The 17,163-nt window shown below is 52.0% G+C and carries 18 protein-coding genes and 1 pseudogene; 7 read left to right on the top strand and 12 right to left on the bottom strand.

The genetic code is table 11. The annotated features are described in order from the left end of the window. Nucleotides 1–48: 48 nt before the first annotated feature. Nucleotides 49–1,488 carry a pyruvate kinase gene (gene pyk / locus ACMHXH_RS17295; RefSeq protein WP_039035459.1) on the bottom strand — a complete coding sequence of 480 codons (1,440 nt, stop codon included), beginning with the start codon at nt 1,486–1,488 and terminating at the stop codon, nt 49–51. Nucleotides 1,489–1,675: 187 nt separating this feature from the next. Next, complete coding sequence (locus ACMHXH_RS17290; RefSeq protein WP_028781506.1) at nt 1,676–2,530, bottom strand: MurR/RpiR family transcriptional regulator; 855 nt, start codon at nt 2,528–2,530, stop codon at nt 1,676–1,678. Between the two features lie 315 nt (nt 2,531–2,845). On the opposite strand from ACMHXH_RS17290, the gene zwf reads away from it, so the two are divergent. From zwf to ACMHXH_RS17265, 5 genes are all read left to right on the top strand, one after another. Further along, entirely contained in the window at nt 2,846–4,318 is a 1,473-nt protein-coding gene (gene zwf, locus ACMHXH_RS17285; RefSeq protein ID WP_071476884.1) for a glucose-6-phosphate dehydrogenase, read from the top strand. Nucleotides 4,319–4,327: 9 nt separating this feature from the next. Beyond that, nucleotides 4,328–5,032, top strand: a complete 705-nt coding sequence (gene pgl, locus ACMHXH_RS17280; protein WP_039035457.1) for a 6-phosphogluconolactonase — start codon at nt 4,328–4,330, stop codon at nt 5,030–5,032. A gap of 9 nt (nt 5,033–5,041) precedes the next feature. Next, a complete protein-coding gene (edd, locus tag ACMHXH_RS17275) occupies nt 5,042–6,868 on the top strand; it encodes a phosphogluconate dehydratase (protein ID WP_234501540.1) in 1,827 nt (608 codons plus the stop codon). A 19-nt stretch (nt 6,869–6,887) separates the two neighbouring features. Beyond that, entirely contained in the window at nt 6,888–7,529 is a 642-nt protein-coding gene (locus ACMHXH_RS17270) for a bifunctional 4-hydroxy-2-oxoglutarate aldolase/2-dehydro-3-deoxy-phosphogluconate aldolase (protein WP_071476886.1), read from the top strand. Between the two features lie 505 nt (nt 7,530–8,034). Next, nucleotides 8,035–8,451, top strand: coding sequence for a hypothetical protein (locus ACMHXH_RS17265; RefSeq protein ID WP_233962405.1), 417 nt, complete (start codon nt 8,035–8,037; stop codon nt 8,449–8,451). Nucleotides 8,452–8,530: 79 nt separating this feature from the next. Here ACMHXH_RS17265 and ACMHXH_RS17260 read toward each other — a convergent pair whose 3' ends face one another. From ACMHXH_RS17260 to ACMHXH_RS17220, 9 genes are all read right to left on the bottom strand, one after another. Then, a complete protein-coding gene (locus tag ACMHXH_RS17260; RefSeq protein ID WP_144362176.1) occupies nt 8,531–8,749 on the bottom strand; it encodes a DUF2897 family protein in 219 nt (72 codons plus the stop codon). 21 nt (nt 8,750–8,770) lie between these two features. Then, nucleotides 8,771–9,508 (bottom strand): 8-amino-3,8-dideoxy-manno-octulosonate cytidylyltransferase KdsB, encoded by a 738-nt coding sequence (gene kdsB, locus ACMHXH_RS17255; protein WP_039035453.1) that lies wholly within the window; start codon nt 9,506–9,508, stop codon nt 8,771–8,773. Nucleotides 9,509–9,576: 68 nt separating this feature from the next. Continuing rightward, entirely contained in the window at nt 9,577–10,647 is a 1,071-nt protein-coding gene (kdnB, locus tag ACMHXH_RS17250) for a 3-deoxy-alpha-D-manno-octulosonate 8-oxidase KdnB (RefSeq protein WP_039035452.1), read from the bottom strand. A gap of 20 nt (nt 10,648–10,667) precedes the next feature. Beyond that, nucleotides 10,668–11,855, bottom strand: a complete 1,188-nt coding sequence (kdnA, locus tag ACMHXH_RS17245) for an 8-amino-3,8-dideoxy-alpha-D-manno-octulosonate transaminase KdnA (RefSeq protein ID WP_039035451.1) — start codon at nt 11,853–11,855, stop codon at nt 10,668–10,670. Between the two features lie 237 nt (nt 11,856–12,092). Continuing rightward, a complete protein-coding gene (gene can / locus ACMHXH_RS17240) occupies nt 12,093–12,704 on the bottom strand; it encodes a carbonate dehydratase (RefSeq protein ID WP_335912657.1) in 612 nt (203 codons plus the stop codon). A 101-nt stretch (nt 12,705–12,805) separates the two neighbouring features. Further along, entirely contained in the window at nt 12,806–13,639 is an 834-nt protein-coding gene (locus ACMHXH_RS17235) for an alpha/beta fold hydrolase (RefSeq protein WP_071476888.1), read from the bottom strand. A 127-nt stretch (nt 13,640–13,766) separates the two neighbouring features. Further along, the gene (locus ACMHXH_RS17230; RefSeq protein WP_144362172.1) at nt 13,767–14,492 is read right to left on the bottom strand and encodes a M15 family metallopeptidase; all 726 of its coding nucleotides are present in this window, start codon (nt 14,490–14,492) and stop codon (nt 13,767–13,769) included. Between the two features lie 3 nt (nt 14,493–14,495). After that, nucleotides 14,496–15,629: a succinyl-diaminopimelate desuccinylase gene (dapE, locus tag ACMHXH_RS17225; protein ID WP_039035448.1), complete on the bottom strand. Its 1,134-nt coding sequence runs from the start codon at nt 15,627–15,629 to the stop codon at nt 14,496–14,498. After that, nucleotides 15,626–15,895 carry an ArsC/Spx/MgsR family protein gene (locus ACMHXH_RS17220; RefSeq protein ID WP_409928950.1) on the bottom strand — a complete coding sequence of 90 codons (270 nt, stop codon included), beginning with the start codon at nt 15,893–15,895 and terminating at the stop codon, nt 15,626–15,628. Before ACMHXH_RS17220 ends, dapE begins: the two co-directional genes overlap by 4 nt. Before the next feature lie 301 nt (nt 15,896–16,196). Here ACMHXH_RS17220 and ACMHXH_RS17215 point away from each other — a divergent pair, with 301 nt between their 5' ends. Both ACMHXH_RS17215 and ACMHXH_RS17210 read left to right on the top strand, forming a co-directional pair. After that, nucleotides 16,197–16,703 carry a recombinase family protein gene (locus ACMHXH_RS17215; protein WP_052248228.1) on the top strand — a complete coding sequence of 169 codons (507 nt, stop codon included), beginning with the start codon at nt 16,197–16,199 and terminating at the stop codon, nt 16,701–16,703. Next, nucleotides 16,669–17,085, top strand: a complete 417-nt coding sequence (locus ACMHXH_RS17210) for a recombinase family protein (RefSeq protein ID WP_413738371.1) — start codon at nt 16,669–16,671, stop codon at nt 17,083–17,085. Before ACMHXH_RS17215 ends, ACMHXH_RS17210 begins: the two co-directional genes overlap by 35 nt. On the opposite strand, the pseudogene ACMHXH_RS17205 reads toward ACMHXH_RS17210, so the two are convergent. Next, nucleotides 17,035–17,163: pseudogene (locus ACMHXH_RS17205) on the bottom strand (IS5/IS1182 family transposase); the annotation flags it as partial. The gene ACMHXH_RS17210 and the pseudogene ACMHXH_RS17205 overlap by 51 nt on opposite strands.

The raw sequence follows: 17,163 nt of genomic DNA, 5'->3' as shown, positions 1-17,163 counted from the left end.
GGCGTACCTTTTCTGTTTTGTTATCAGCTTAGCGTCATTGGCAAGCCATTAGGCTACGATCAGCACCTTGCAGGTGTTGGTGCCGCCTACGGTTTCCATGGCATCACCCTTGGTCATGAGTACCATGTCACCACTCTCCAGGTATCCCTTGGCCTTGAGGCTTTCAAGGGCTTTTTTCGCCAGTTCATCGGCGGCATAAACGGTGGAGTCAAACTCTACCGGATAGACACCCCGATAGAGTGCCATCTTGGCCAAAGTGGGTTGATGACGGGCGAGGGCGAAGATAGGCAGCGCTGAGCTTATCCGTGACATCAACTTGGGCGTTGCGCCGGATTCGGTCAGGGCGATAATCGCCTTAACACCCTGCAAATGGTTGGCGGCATACATGGTAGACAGTGCTATGGTTTCTTCTATGGAGCTGAAGCTTTCATCCAGGCGGTGCTTGGATACCCGCACACTGGGATGCGCTTCGGCGCCAAGACAAACTCTGGCCATGGCCTGAACCGTTTCTTCCGGATAATCCCCGGCAGCGGTCTCGGCCGAGAGCATCACTGCGTCTGTACCGTCGAGTACGGCGTTAGCAACGTCCATGACTTCGGCGCGGGTCGGCATAGGGCTGCTGATCATAGACTCCATCATCTGGGTCGCGGTGATCACTACCTTATTGAGTTGACGCGAGCGGCTGATCAGCTTTTTCTGTACGGCAACCAGAGCCGGATCGCCGATTTCTACCCCTAGGTCACCACGGGCTACCATGACGGCATCGGAGGCGAGGATTACATCGTCCATAGCTTCATCGGAAGCTACGGCTTCGGCGCGCTCTACCTTGGATACTATCAGGGCATTGCTGCCGGCCTTTTGCGCCAGTTCGCGGGCATAGTTAAGATCGGCGCCGCTGCGAGGGAAGGATACCGCCAGGTAGTCGACCTGAATTTGTGCCGCTGTGACAATGTCCTGCTTGTCTTTATCTGTCAGCGCAGCGGCAGACAGGCCTCCGCCTTTCTTGTTGATCCCCTTGTTGTTGGATAGGGGGCCGGCAACTGTCACGCTGGTATGTACCTTACGGCCTTCTACCTTTTCGACTTTCAGTTGTACCCGGCCATCGTCCAGCATCAGGATATCACCGACAACCACATCGTCCGGCAGTTCCTTGTAATCGATACCTACTTGAGTTTCGTCGCCTTCGCCTTTACCCAGCTCCGCATCCAGGATAAATGGTTGGCCGAGCTTGAGTTGGACTTTCTTATTGTCCTTGAAGGTGGAAACACGGATTTTCGGCCCCTGGAGATCGCCGAGGATGGCAACGTGTACACCAAGCTCTTTCGCAATGCTGCGGGCTTGGCTGGCGCGTTTTAGGTGATCTTCGGGGGAACCGTGGGAGAAGTTGAGGCGAACAACGTTGGCACCTGCTGCTATGATACGACGCAGGTTATCATCACGATCTGTGGCGGGGCCCAGCGTGGTAACGATCTTGGTTCTGCGGAACATAATATACTCCGTTTAAGTTTTAAAAAAATCTTACGCTATATTAACAGACAACGGCTCAATATGTAGGAAACTTACAGACAAAATGATCTAACTCAAAGTTTTATTTTTGTGAGTTACGGCTAATTTTAGGCGGGGCTTGGGCAGTTGCCAATTTTGGTAACTGCCCAGGTGCTTACGGGAAAGGGGATTAGAGTGGCTCGCTCTTATCGATGCGGGATTCTTTCAATACCTCTTTTACCCGCTTTAGACTTTCCCTGAAGCGTGGCCCCCGGCGCAAGGTAAATCCGGTCGCCAGCACATCAATAATCACCAACTGGGCCAAACGAGAGGCCATAGGCAGGTACATATCAGTGTCTTCAGGCACTTCCATGGTAACCGGCAGGGTACATTCCTGCGACAGCGGCGAGTGACGCGCTGTAATACCAATCACGGCCGCGCCGTTTTCTCTGGCAAGCCTTGCTATATCGATCAATGACTTAGTACGGCCTGTGTGGGAAATCAGTACCACGACATCGCCTTCATCACTATTGATACAGCTCATGCGTTGCATCAACACATCATCGAAACATAAAACCGGTACATTAAAACGGAAGAACTTGTTCTGGGCATCGTGTGCCACAGAGGCGGAGGCACCAAGACCGAAGAAAGAGATCTTTTTCGCTTGAGTCAGTATGTCTACCGCCTTGTTGATGGCCGTGGTATCTATGCTCTGGCGTGCTGTATCCAGAGAAGCCATGGAAGATTCGAAGATCTTGGTGGTGTAAGATTCGGGTGTATCATCTTCCTCAACGTGACGACTGACGTAAGGGGTACCATTCGCGAGACTTTGGGCCAGATGTAATTTAAAATCCGGGAAACCTTTGGTATCCAAACGACGACAGAAGCGGTTGACTGTAGGCTCGCTGACATCCGCCATCTTGGCCAGAGTTGCTATGCTTGAATGAATAGCTGTCTGGGGCGATGCCAGGATAACTTCGGCTACTTTGCGTTCTGACTTGCTGAAATGGGGGAGGTTTTTTTGAACCTTTTCTAGGGTATTCATACGCGTACGTCCGCTGGGTTGAAATTATGTAATTTTATTATTTCTTTGAGGCCTGAGCACTACAAAGTAGGGTGCAAACCAATCTTGACGTAAGTCCTGTATATACCGGAATGAAAACAGGCTAACTTCCGAGATAAGAAGGTTTTAAGCAGGAAAAGCATACCAGATTATTGCCAAACCTGCCTAGACTGGCCTCATGGCTTTATTTGCAAATTATAGATGCATTTAACAAATACTGTTGTTATATTACAACAAAAGTGTGGAATTCTTCATCGCATAGCGGAACCACCACCGACAAAAGGAGAGCATTAAGCAATGGGCAAAACAACATCAGAGGCCAAAGCTTGTGATTTTGTACTCTTTGGTACCAAGGGCGACCTGGCAAGGCGCAAATTGTTGCCTTCGCTTTACCAGCTGGATAAGGCCGGCCTGCTCAATCGGGACACCAAGGTCATAGGTGTTGCCAAAGATGAATTCTCTGCCGAAGATTTTCGCGAACTGGTTAAAACGGCTCTGAGCACCTTTGTTAAAGAACCCTTGTGCGACACCACGCTTTCCCGCTTCCTCGAACGTTGCCATTACGTCGGCACTAATTTTACCGAATCTGAAGGATACAAAGCCTTCCACCAACTGCTCGAACCTGCCAAGCGGGTGATGGTCAACTATTTTGCTACGCCTCCGGCCATCTTCGGTGATATCTGCCGGTGTCTGCATGAACAACAACTGATCCATCCCGATACCCGAGTAGTGCTGGAAAAGCCCATAGGCTCAGATCTGCAGTCATCCAGAGTCATTAATGACCAGGTTTCTGCCTACTTTAATGAAAGTCAGGTCTATCGTATCGATCACTATCTGGGTAAAGAAACAGTACAGAACCTGATTGCGTTGCGTTTTGCCAATTCACTGTTTGCCTCCAAGTGGGATAACCGCACCATAGATCATGTACAGATCACTGTGGCCGAAGAGGTGGGCATTGAAGGACGCTGGGGCTATTTCGACAAAGCCGGCCAGATGCGTGACATGATCCAGAACCACCTGTTGCAGGTACTAACCTTGATTGCCATGGACCCACCTGTGAACCTGGATGCCGACAGCATTCGTGATGAGAAGGTGAAGGTGCTCAAGTCACTGCGTCCCATCAATCAGGACAACGTATTTGAAAACACTGTGCGCGGCCAGTATTCGGCCGGGTTCCTCAAAGGGTCACCGGTTCCCGGTTATCTGGAGGAAGAGGGTGCCAACGTGGATTCCAACACAGAGACCTTTGTTGCCTTGCGTGTCGATATCGATAACTGGCGTTGGGCCGGGGTGCCTTTCTATCTGCGCAGCGGTAAGCGTATGCCGTTCAAGAGTTCTGAAATTGTCATCTATTTCAAGAATCCACCCCATAACCTGTATCGTTCAAGCCATCGCAATCTGCCGCCCAATAAGTTGACCATTCGTCTGCAACCGCATGAAGGGGTGGAGATCCAGATGATGAACAAGGTGCCCGGGCTTGAGCAGAAACAGCGACTGCAAACCACCAAGCTGGATTTGAGCTTCTCTGACACCTTCAAGAACGAACGTATCGCCGATGCCTATGAACGTTTGTTGCTCGAAGCCATGCTGGGGAATCAGGCATTGTTTGTACGCCGTGACGAAGTGGAGCAGGCCTGGACCTGGGTAGATGGCATTATTCAATCCTGGGAGATGAGCAACGAAAAGCCCAAGCCTTATCCTGCCGGAACCTGGGGGCCTGTGGCCTCAGTGGCCTTGATCACCAAAGACGGCCGCTCCTGGGATGAATAAGGAGATAGCATGATTAAAGAAACCGTATTTAAATCGTTTGACACCCCAACTGCGCTGGAAGCCCAGTTGGCTGAACGTATTGCTGGCGCGCTGCAAAACGCGATAGATAACCGCGGCAAGGCCAGCCTGGTGGTTTCCGGTGGCTCGACGCCGCTGAAACTGTTTGCCGAGCTCAGCCACAAGATGATCGACTGGAGCGATGTTTATATCACGCTCGCCGACGAGCGCTGGGTGGATGCCGAAGACCAGGACTCCAACGAGCGCCTGGTACGCGAGCATCTACTGCAAAATCGCGCCGCCAGCGCCAAGTTCCGAGGCCTGAAGAATATGTTTGCCACCCCGGAAGCGGGGTTGAGTATGGCTTCAGAGCAGTTGGCCAATTTTCCGCGGCCTTTTGATGTGATCGTGTTGGGCATGGGCAATGATGGTCATACCTGCTCCTGGTTTCCCTGCGCCCCCGAAGAACAATTGACCGAGGCGCTGGAAACCGATGCATTGCTGTGCGCCGTACATCCAGGCAATGCGCCTCACGCCAGGATCAGCCTGAGTCGTAAGGCCGTGCTTGACAGTCGCCAGATCTATCTGCATCTGGTCGGCGAAACCAAACTTTCCGTATATCACCAAGCTCTCGAGAGTGACGATCCCAGGGAAATGCCGATCCGTGCCGTGTTGGCGCAGCATAAGACCCCGGTCGATGTGTTCTGGAGCGCTTAAGGAGGCAAGATGCACCCAAGAGTTCAAGCCGTAACAGACAGGATTATTGCCCGCAGCCAAGACCACAGGGGCAAGTACCTGGCGGCATTGGCCGAAGCCAGGGCCAAGGGCGTGCACCGCAGCAGTTTGAGTTGCGGCAATCTGGCCCATGGGTTTGCTGCTTGTCAGCCGGCCGATAAAGACAGCCTGCGCCAGTTGAACAAGGCCAACATAGGCATAGTGACTGCATTCAATGACATGCTGTCGGCGCACCAACCCTATGAACACTATCCTGAATTGCTGAAACAGGCCTGCAATGAAGTGGGCAGCGTTGCCCAGGTGGCAGGCGGTGTGCCGGCCATGTGTGACGGCGTTACCCAGGGCCAATCCGGGATGGAGCTCAGTCTGCTGAGTCGTGAAGTGATAGCCATGGCTACCGCTGTTGGCCTGTCCCACAATATGTTTGATGGTGCCTTGTTGCTGGGTATTTGTGACAAGATAGTTCCTGGGCTACTGATTGGCGCCCTGAGCTTTGGTCATCTGCCTATGTTGTTTGTGCCTGCGGGACCGATGAAGTCCGGGATCCCCAACAAGGAAAAAGCCCGTATTCGCCAGCAGTTTGCCGAAGGTAAGGTCGATAGAACTGCCTTGCTCGAAGCAGAATCCAAGTCCTATCACAGCGCGGGTACCTGTACTTTCTACGGCACGGCCAACAGTAACCAGCTGATGCTGGAAGTCATGGGACTGCAGCTACCCGGCTCCTCATTTGTTAATCCGGACGACCCTTTGCGTGAGGCGCTCAATAAGGCGGCCGCCAAACAGGTGTGCCGTCTGACCGAACTTGGCAACCAATACAGCCCGATAGGTGAACTGGTTTGTGAAAAGTCGATAGTCAACGGCATAGTGGCTCTGTTGGCCACCGGTGGCTCGACCAATCTCACCATGCACATAGTGGCGGTGGCCCGTGCGGCCGGCATCATAGTCAACTGGGACGATTTCTCCGAGCTGTCGGATGTGGTGCCGCTGCTTGCCAGGGTTTATCCCAACGGCCATGCCGACATTAACCATTTCCATGCTGCCGGTGGGATGGCTTATCTGGTGCGGCAGTTGTTGGATGCCGGTTTACTGCATCAAGACGTCAACACAGTGGCCGGCTTTGGTCTTGAGCGTTACACCAAGGAGCCCAAGTTGCTCAATGGCGAGCTCAGTTGGGTGGATGGCCCGGCCGAAAGTCTGGACAGCGAAGTACTGACCTCTGTGGCCAAACCATTTCAGAGCAACGGCGGCCTCAAACTGCTCAAGGGCAATCTGGGCCGGGCGGTTATTAAGGTTTCTGCGGTGCAGGAGCAACACAGAGTGGTGGAAGCTCCGGCTGTGGTTATCGACGATCAGAACCAGCTCAATGAGCTCTTTACCAGTGGCCAACTGGATAAGGACTGCGTGGTGGTGGTCAAGGGGCAAGGTCCCAAGGCCAACGGCATGCCCGAGCTGCATAAGCTGACCCCTATTCTCGGAACCTTGCAGGATAGAGGTTTTAAAGTTGCCCTGGTGACCGATGGCCGTATGTCAGGAGCCTCAGGTAAGGTGCCTGCAGCTATCCATCTGACGCCGGAAGCGCTAGATGGCGGTATGATAGCCAAGGTACACAGCGGCGATTTGCTGCGGGTCGATGCCGAAAAGGGCGAACTTAGTCTGCTGATCGATGAGCAGCAACTGGCCGCAAGAAATGCCGAGAAAGTGGAGTTGAGAAGTGTGCGTTACGGCATGGGTCGTGAGCTGTTCAGTGCGCTGCGGGCCAATCTCAGCAGTCCTGAAACCGGTGCTCGCAGTACCAGTGCCATAGATGACTATTACTAATCATTAAGGAATAAAGTACATGCTTGAGAATAACTGGTCCTTGCAACCTCAGGACATATTTAAACTGAGCCCGATCATTCCGGTAATGGTTATCAACAAGATTGAACATGCGGTGCCCTTGGCCAAGGCCCTGGTTGCCGGTGGCATTCGGGTACTGGAAGTGACCCTGCGTACCGATTGTGCCCTCGAGGCCATAGGGCAGATTGCGGCCGAGGTGCCGGAAGCCTTGGTCGGCGCCGGAACCATTCTGAATGAAGCACAATTGGCGCAGGCGGCAGAGGCCGGTGCTCAATTTGCCATCACCCCGGGGGCAACTGTAGAACTGCTCAAGGCGGGTAAAGCCGGTAAGATCCCACTTATTCCAGGGGTGGCCAGTATCTCAGAAGTCATGGTGGGACTGGGGCTGGGCTATACCCACTTCAAGTTCTTCCCGGCAGAAGCTTCAGGCGGGGTCAATGCACTCAAAGCCTTCAGCGGCCCGCTGGCCGATGTCCGTTTCTGCCCAACCGGCGGGATCACTCCGAGCAGCTACAAAGACTACCTAGCGCTGGGGAATGTCGATTGTATTGGTGGCAGCTGGATTGCCCCGGTGGAAGCGATGGAGCAGGGCGACTGGGCGAGAATTACCAGATTGTGCCAGGAGGCTATCGCAGCGCTGTGAGCATTTGGCTGTGAGCTGTGAATGACTAAGGCTACCCAAGGTAGCCTTTTCTTTGCTCAAGTGGTTTTATAGGCAACAAAATCAACAATTTTAGTCCTTTAGGCTGGCTTGCACTGTTATTGGCTTTAGGGTAGTTTGGTCTGAAAAGGGGAAAGTTATTGGTTTTTCTTGGGCAGTTCAGTTGCTGCCGTAACAGTTGCCGATAAATAAGCTTGTATGATTCAGGGAGGAGCCTTTGTGAGATTCGAGTGCATCATCAAGCATTACAACGCCTGTCAATGTCCGACATGTTCGTTTAAGGGCGCAAATGGTCGTATCTCTGAGGCCAGGATCGATTTCGGTTTTATTGCCAACTGGTTAACAGTACCACTCGGGCTTGGCACCATGATTTTGCTTGGATTGCAGCCCCTGCCTATTAAAATGTCTTGCCCTGCCTGTGGAAATACCTTTTTCGCCAGCGGTTTTCGTCATTAATCTTTTCCGGATCTGATAAAGGAGTCTTGTCATGTATGGCTCAGCGGTAATTCCTTACTCTGTTAGTCTGTCAAAAGCCACTAATTTAAGAGAGTTATCTTCTAGACTCAGATATCTGCTGCTGTTGGCTTTTGCCTGGCTCCTTGGCGGCTGCGGCCAGCCCTTGCCGCTGGATAAGGCCGAATATGCCGGTGAGTGGCAGAGTGCTGACATGTATCTGCTTATACAACACGACGGCTCTGTAGAGTATCAGCGTTATGATGGCAACAGCAGCACCTCGATAAGTGGTGGGATCCAGAAGTTTGAAGGTCACGACTTCGAGGTGGGGATCGGTTTTCTCTCCAGTCGTTTTGAAGTATCAGAGCCGCCACACAGGGTCGGAAGCGACTGGCAGATGGTGGTTGATGGTGTGCGGTTGACCCGGGTTTCCGATGTGCAGTTTTATTGAGCTTAATCCCTGCTCAAGTCTAGGCTCAAGTAGAAAGTAGAGAAGATATATGAAAAAGGCGCAAAGTGCGCCTTTTTTGTCAGTCTTTGTTTTTGTCCTGATCTTTTCCATCAGCTTGGGAGCCCGGGGTTTTATCCGTGTTTCCGGCGGCTTCACCCTTACGCTTTATCTGCTTGTCTTTACTTTGCTGGCCAAATTGCGGCATTTTAAACTTGGCACTGTACTTGAGTACAGCCAGGTTACTGGCAATAACGCCTATTACCAAAATGATGATCAACCAGACTTCCAAAGATGACATTTCCATCTCTTGCTACCTGCTTCAGTCTACGGCCAGACGCTGTTCACAGCGGCGGATATCTTCAGGTGTATCTACTTCAGGCGAGTCAAATGCGCTGATGGCGACCTTGATCTTGTGGCCGTATTCCAGGGCCCGTAGTTGCTCCAGTTTTTCCAGATCTTCCAGTCTTCCCAAAGGTAGTTTGGCAAAGGTTTCGACGAAACGGCGGGTGTAGGCATACACCCCTAAATGTTTATAGACAGGGTAGTCGTTGATATCACGACCAAATGGGATCCGGGCGCGGGAGAAATATAGAGCATAGAATTCGTTGTCGAACACCATCTTCACATGTTTGGGATCGTCCAATTCATCCTCTTCGGTGATTTGGTAGCCGAGGGTGGCCATTTCAAACTCACCGGGATGACGCTGGAACAGACTGATGATCTGCTCTATGGAGATGGGATCGATCAGGGGCTGATCCCCTTGCAGGTTGACTACCAGATCGTCATCCGCCAACCCCAATTGGGTGATGGCATCGTTAATCCTGTCGGTGCCGGAGGCCGCTTCGGCGCCGGTCATCACAACATTGCCGCCAAAGGCCTCTACAGCGTCCTTGATACGTACATCATCGGTTGCCACATAGATGTTATCCAACCCTTTGGCCAGTCCGGCGCGCTCATAAACGTGCTGGATCATAGGTTTACCGTTAATCGGTGCCAGAGGTTTGCCGGGAAAGCGGCTGGAACCATAGCGTGCAGGGATCAACAGGGTGACTTTCATTCAATTTTCCTAGTATTCAAGAAGAAAGGGCTCATAAAGAGCCCTAATCATAGCAGTCCTGTGCCGGCTTAGATACGGCGGAACAGCTTGGTCAGCATCTCATCGGTGACTTTTTCCTGCCAGCTGTCACCATAGACGTTGGCCCACAAAGGACCCATGCTCTTGGTGACTTTAACCATCGCGGCAATGGTCTCGTCCGGCAGATCTTTACAGATGTTTTTAGGCAACTGGATGTTGTGCTTCTTCATCATGGCACGGAACTCTTCAACCCCTTCAGGGTAGAATTCTTCCAGTACGTCGAAGGCGATACAGTTACCAATACCGTGGTGATAACCCAGGATATAAGACAGACCGTAAGAAACCGCGTGACAGGCACCTACCTGGCTATAGGCGATACTCATACCGCCCATAAAGGAGGCCATCATCAGCTTGTCGTCTTTTTCAGGGTGATCGCCCAGGAAGACTTCACGGCACATGTCCATGGATTTCTCGGCGTAGGCGCGGGAGAACTCGTTCAGGAAGGTACCTTGCAGAGACTCAACACAGTGGATGTAGCAGTCCATACCTGTGTAGAACCATTGGTCAGTGGGTACGCCGGCAATCAGCTCGGAGTCCATGATGATCTGATCAAATACAGTGTAGTCAGAGTTCAGACCCAGTTTACGCTCAGGGCCGCACAGCACTGCAGTGCGTGAAGCTTCGGCACCTGTACCGGAAATGGTAGGGATACCGATATGGTGAATGGCTGGGTTCTTGATCAGATCCCAGCCCTGGTACTTGGCAGAACCACCTGGGTTGGTCAGCATCAAAGATACGGCTTTGGCCAGATCCATAGTGGCGCCGCCACCAAGACCGACTACGCTCACAGGCAGTTTGCTGTTGAATGCCTGAACTTGCTCGGTAAGGCTGTCAACCTGCTTTGTGGTTGGTTCTTCGTCGACATTGACCCACAGTAAGAAATCTTGCTCCTTCAAAGGCAAACGGCCTTCCAGTGGCTTGCCTTTGTGAACGTCATCCACGACGAAAACCACGAAGTCGTTGGCTTCTTTGCGCTCGGCGGCCAGCACTTCATCCAGTTGGACAAAAGAACCGCGACCAAAGATCATTTTGGGGACGACTTTAAAATTCTTGAAACTCATAGCAACCAGCTCCCTTTAGGTTATTGGGCAAATGCTTTCTTGATGTTGGCAATGCGCTCGGCAATCTGTTCTTCAGTCCAGGACAGCTTGATCAGCATGGAAATGGTCCGGCTCATGATAGCGTCAGATTTGGGCACAGAAACTTTAGTATAATCCGGACGATCTTCGATTAATGTGATCGGCAGGGCAGCAGGGCTCTTGAGCTGCTGAATGTGATGCCAGTTCTTCAGGTAGTGCCAGTTGTTGACATACCAGTAGAAGCAACCATCGACACCGTTGGCAGCCAGCGCCTTGTTGACTTCCTGAGTGCGTTGCTCGGTTGGCAGCATAAAGCTGAGGAAACCGGCGCTGTCGCCTTCAGGATCGGGGATTTCGCGGAAAGTAACTTCTTCGATATCAGCCATGGCGTCTTTGATAAGCTTCTTGTTGCGACGCTGGATCTCCACTATGGTGTCCAGTTTGCGCAGCTGAGCCAGGCCCAGGGCGGCGTTCATTTCGCTGATACGGAAGTTGAGACCCATGATAGGGTGAGACTCGGCGCCGCGGTCATTACCTATATGATCATGGCCGTGGTCAGAGAACATGTGGGCGTGGTTGTAGATGGTTTCATCATTGGTGATCACAGCGCCACCTTCACCACAGGTGATGGTTTTAACCGAGTCGAAAGAGAAACAACCCACAGCGCCTATGGTACCCAGTGCCTGACCTTTGTAGCTGCCACCAATAGCCTGACAGGCATCTTCCAGCAGTACCAGATTGTGTTTTTCACAGATGGCTTTGATTTCGTCCATCTTGGCCATGGAACCGCACATGTGTACCAGGTTTACCGCCTTGGTGCGTGGGGTAATGGCGGCTTCGATGCCCTCGGGTGACAGACACAGCGTCTCATCGATTTCGGCAAATACCGGAATGGCACCGGCCATGAATACTGCCTCAACAGAAGCGACAAAGGTGAAAGGAGGAACAATCACTTCATCCCCGGCACCGATACCGGCGGCGGCCAGTGCGGTTTGCAGGGCGGCAGTGCCGCTGGAGAGCAGGTGAGCATGCTTGACATTCATCTTGTCACATAAGAGCTGCTCCATATCGCGGGTTTTCCAGCGATCATTACGCATGGCATCAAAGTTGTAACGGAAGGTGAATCCGTTCTCCATGACGTCTGCTACTTCCTGTTTTTCTTCAGGACCAAACAATTCAAAACCGGGCATGGAAGATATCTCCTTAGATAGTATTGTGCTCTGGGAGGGTCACGCCAGAAAAGGCCTTATGCCATAAGGCTGTTACGCGAAGTGCGCCGGGTGACCGGATGACTGAGCACCCGTGTTAACTGCAGAATTATAACGGGGTGGCCAACATACTGCGATGCTTTCTTTCGGAAAAAATCCAACTGGGTAAAATTTCACCGATAAAGCAAGGGGCGCAGCTGCGCCCCTTATCCGTTTGGATCACTCCACCCTTTGATGTCCGCCATCCACTGTGACATCCAGATCGGTCAAAAGCCCATTGTCGATTCCGTAGATCCAGCCGTGTATCGACAGATTTTGCCCCTTGGCCCAGGCTTCCTGAACTATGTTGCTGCTGGTGACATTGGCGACCTGCTCAATCACATTGAGCTCACAAAGGCGATCAAACCGTTGTTTTTCATTGAGGGTTTCCAACTCTGGGTGATGCAGGCGATAGATATCCCTAAGATGCCCCAGCCAGTTGTCGATAAGCCCGAGTCTGTCGGTACCCATGGCGGCCTTGACGCCGCCGCAGCCGTAGTGGCCCACTACCATGATGTGCTTTACCTTGAGGACATCGACTGCGTATTGCAGAACAGACAAACAGTTGAGATCTGTGTGGATCACCATGTTGGCGATATTGCGATGTACAAATACTTCTCCCGGCATCAGATCTATGATCTGGTTGGAGGGAACCCGGCTGTCGGAACAACCTATCCAGAGATATTCGGGGTTTTGCTGTTTGGCCAACTGCTCAAAAAACGATGGGTTTTCAGTGCTTATTCTGGCTGCCCAGCGGCGGTTGTTTTCAAAAAGCGGTTTCAGTATTTTCATTCAGGCTCACAAAATGGCTTATGGGAACACAGTGGTCCGATTTATTTTCGGCAGTGTATCAGAAAATAAAGCCGCGCTGGTCTATCCATCGCGGCCGGATTTCAGTGATGTTTTTTAAGAAAAGTCAGCAGGGCTTGGTTGATAAAATCGGCCTGTTCCAACACAGAAATATGGCCGGCTGCCGGTATCTGCACCATCTCGGCGCCGTCTATGGCATCGACCATCAAAAAGGATTCCAGTACAGTGCGCGCCGTGTCTTCCACACCTGACATGATTAAACAGGGCAGAGTCAAGTTATCGGCATCTTCCATGGCGTCGCGGCGATTGAAAATCAGTTTGCCCATGGCGACGGTATCAGGGATCCGTTCTGGTGAAATACTTTGCAGGGCGCTGGCGAAATCACTCAGCAGTTGTGGCCGTAAACTTGCTGTGGTCACGGCAAAAAACATCGGCGCTATCTGCTCGGCCATGGGCGCAGGAATTTGTCCCAATTGGTTGATACCATCCAACATGGCCATATATTTGTTGCGGGTAACTTCGGGCTCAAAGCCGAGGAAGCTGCCCATCATCACCAACGCCTTGACTCTAGAAGGCGCCTTCAGAACCAGCTCGGCCCCCCACATGGCACCGACCGACAAGCCGATGACAGTGAATTCATCGACACTGAGTTTATCCATCAAGGTCAACATATCGGCGGCGATATCCGCCAGACTCTCGGTAAGCGCAGGAATCGCGCCTGACTGCCCATGGCCCCAGAGATCCGGCACTATGCAGCGGTAGTGTTTCGCCAGTACAGGCAGTTGTTGTTGCCACATGGTGGCGTCCCAAAGGTAGCTGTGGCCGAGTAGCAGCACAGGGCCCTGGCCCAGATCCAGATAGCTGAGGGTTTCGCCCCTGAGTTCGATTTGCTGCCGATATTGATTGAAGTCAGTCATTGTTGAAAGGTATCCCGGATTTATTGTTTGGGACACAGGATACCTCAAGTTTGCCGGCTTAGGATCCGGGGACGAAATTGCATGATGTTTATTTAAACTCGCTCATTCAAACCTACTTCAATGGCATTTATGTGAGGCTTTCCGGATAGGGGGCAATGTGCCTCACATAAGTCTCGACCAGTTCCGGCAAACGTCTAAGCAAACCTTGCTTGAGTGTTATGTCACTGTGGTCGAGTATTTGCCGCAGACGCTCGCTATCAAACTGCTCGAGAAACCCTTTGGCTTTTGGCAGGAAACTCAAGTGCCAGCGCTCCGGGCTGACGCCACTGAGTCCAGCCTGAAAAGGGCGGTAGAAGCCAAAATCCGGGGCGCGTTCGTCCAGCCACAGGTCCAATTTATAGCAAGGGCCCAGGGGTTGATACTCGGCGTTAACCAACTTGAGTTCATGCTTGCTGATTTGGGCGCTGTCGAAGAGATCCACGTCCGTTCCCCAGTGGTGGCGAGAGGCGCCAGGCAGCGCCGACCAAAGCAAAATAAGCGCCACTAACTCATCATCACTAAGGGCGCCGATGTCACTCACTGGACGTGAGTCTTTATCCAGTAGAGGGCGCTTCCCTGAGGCTTTGGCATTCCAAATTGTGAGTTGACGCTCAAAGCTGCGATAACCAGAGCAGATGGCCAGGGCGATGCCATCTTGCTCGGCAGCGGCCTGCATCTCAAGAAAGGCCTTGGCCGTCTCGGCTTCCAGCCAAACTTCAGCGCCTGAACCGCTTTCACTGCCGCTTAGACTAACCAGTGTCCTTAGCGGCGCTTTTTCAGTCTCCATACCATAGAGAAAATCGCCCCTTGCCATCACTTACTCCAACAACAGTTTTTCCAGGATACGCTGATAACACTGGGCCAACAGCTCGAGATCTGCGACTTTCACGCACTCATTGACCTTGTGAATGGTGGCATTCACCGGCCCCAACTCTATTACCTGAGCACCGGTAGGGGCAATAAAGCGCCCATCTGAAGTGCCGCCTGAGGTTTGCGGATCGGTCTCTGAGCCTGTTACCTCTTTAATCGCTTGGCGGGTCGCTTCAAGCAGTGGGCCATCGCCGGTCAAAAATGGCAGGCCGTTGAAGATCCAGCCAAGCTCATAATTCAGTCCATGGGCATCGAGGATATTCTCGACCCGCTTAATCAGTTCTTCGGCGGTGACTTCGGTGGAGTAACGGAAGTTGAACATCACCTTGAGTTCACCCGGGATCACGTTGGATGCCCCGGTGCCGCCATTGATATTGGCTATCTGAAAACTGGTCGGCGGGAAAAACTCATTGCCTTTGTCCCACTGCATGGCGGCAAGTTCGGCCAACGCCGGCGCAGCCTTGTGCACAGGGTTATCCGCCAGATGAGGGTAGGCCACATGTCCTTGAATACCCTTGACGACGAGATTGCCGGTGAGGCTGCCGCGGCGGCCATTTTTGACCACATCGCCCAGTTTGAGGGTACTGGATGGCTCACCGACCAAGGCCCAGGTGATCTTTTCATTGCGCGCTTCCAGGGTGTCTATCACTCGGGTGGTGCCGTTAATAAAGGGGCCTTCTTCATCGCTGGTGATCAGAAAAGCGATAGAGCCTTGATGGTTCGGATGGGCGGCCACAAAACGCTCGGTGGCCACCACCATGGCTGCCAGCGAGCCTTTCATATCTGCGGCGCCGCGGCCGTGAAGATAGTCATCGATGACCACTGGCTCGAAGGGCGGAGTATGCCAATTGGCCAAGTCCCCCGGCGGTACCACATCGGTATGGCCGGCAAAACAAAAAACCGGCCCCTGAGTACCGCGGCGAGACCAGAGATTGGTGGTATCTTCAAACACCATGGACTCGTTGGCAAAGCCCAGTTTGGCGAGTCGCTCGGCCATCAATGCCTGACAGCCTTCATCCAGAGGGGTAACAGATGCCCGGGAGATCAACGCCTTGGCAAGCTCAAGCACCTGCTGACTCATAGGCCGAACCACGCTTGGTAGTCGGCTTCTTTAAAGCCGGTCATCACATCTAGCCCCCGGGTCAGTACAGGGCGTTTGATAAGGGTTGGATTGGCCAGCATCAGGGATATCGCTTTGGCACTATCGATATCCTGCTTATCGGCGTCATCCAACGCGCGAAAACTAGTGGAGCGTTTGTTCAGTACCGCCTCCCAGCCGATGCGCTCGACCCAGGCCTTGAGTGTGTCTTGTGAAAGTTCCTGCTCACGAAAATCCACAAATGTCACTTGCAGGCCCTTGGCCTCCAACCATTTTCGTGCTTTTTTTACCGTGTCGCACTTTTGGGGAGAAATACCGTACATTATTGTTTGAGAGTTCTGTTCGACTTCCATGCTGTTTTAATTGTTTGTTTGTGTTGGGGTAAACATACCACAGGAGAAAATGATGAGCACCACCAAGGCTTATTCTTATCTTAGGTTTAGTACAACAAGACAAGTACGGGGTGATAGTGCAAGACGTCAGCTTGAGTTGGCTCGTGATTATGCCAAGAGAAAGGGGTTGGAACTGTAAGAGCTTGCTTTAGCAGATATGGGGGTAAGTGCATTTAAAGGTGCCAACAGAGACGCTGCACTAGGGGTCTTTCTCCGCTTGGTTCAGGACGGCAAAATCCCTAAAGGGGCATATCTGTTAGTAGAGTCTCATGACAGATTAAGCCGACAGAATGTGGAAGATGCACTCATGCAATTCATGGAGATTATACGAGCTGGCATTGTTGTCGTGACTTTAACCGATGAAGTTGAATATCGGCAAGGGCAACTGGATATGTCAAAGCTGATGCTCAGTTTGGTTTATATGAGTCGTGCCAATGAAGAGTCTGAGATGAAAAGCCGAAGGGCTAAAGCTGTATGGGAACAAAGTAGAAAGGCTGCAGTAGAAAGCAAAACGCTTATTCGCAACGCCTATCTTCCTCAGTGGTTAAAATGGGAAGGGGATCGTGTTGCTATTATTCCTGAAAGGGCGGCCATAGTGCAGCGTATGTTCGCTCTGGCAATGCAAGGTTATGGATATACTCGAATTGCAGCGATTCATAAATAATGAGGGGCACACAGAGTTTCGTAAGAACAATCCTTGGCGGCCATCTGGTGTAGGCTCCCTTTTAAGGAACCGTAGGGTGATTGGTGAGTATCAAAACTGTACAAGAGTTGATGGTCAAAGACAGCCAATTGGTGAGCCGATCCCTGAATACTACCCTGCGATTGTATCAATCTCCGACTTCCAAGAAGTGCAGCAGCAAATCGCAACACGCAATAAGCATAGCGGTTCGGCTCGGAGGGGACGTTTCGATAATCTCTTCTCGGGTATTTTACGGGGCGTTGTTGATCAAATCATTCGCTTGAACGCAACTACCCCTAGGCTTTCAGCTGCTTTACGAGATTTTCTGGCGAACAGGCATACCCAGCCTTATGACTTTGTTTAATGCCTTAACCCCTGCCAATGCCTCACCCACCTGCCCGTTATAGTCACGCAAACTTAATTTGGCGCTAATGAGTTGTTT

The organism is Shewanella sp. BJSY2023SW001 (genome assembly GCF_047314685.1).
In the GTDB taxonomy this organism is placed as follows: Bacteria; Pseudomonadota; Gammaproteobacteria; order Enterobacterales; family Shewanellaceae; genus Shewanella; species Shewanella indica.
The sequence above is the reverse complement of the archived record's forward strand: the minus strand, read 5'-3'. Positions and strand labels throughout refer to the sequence as shown.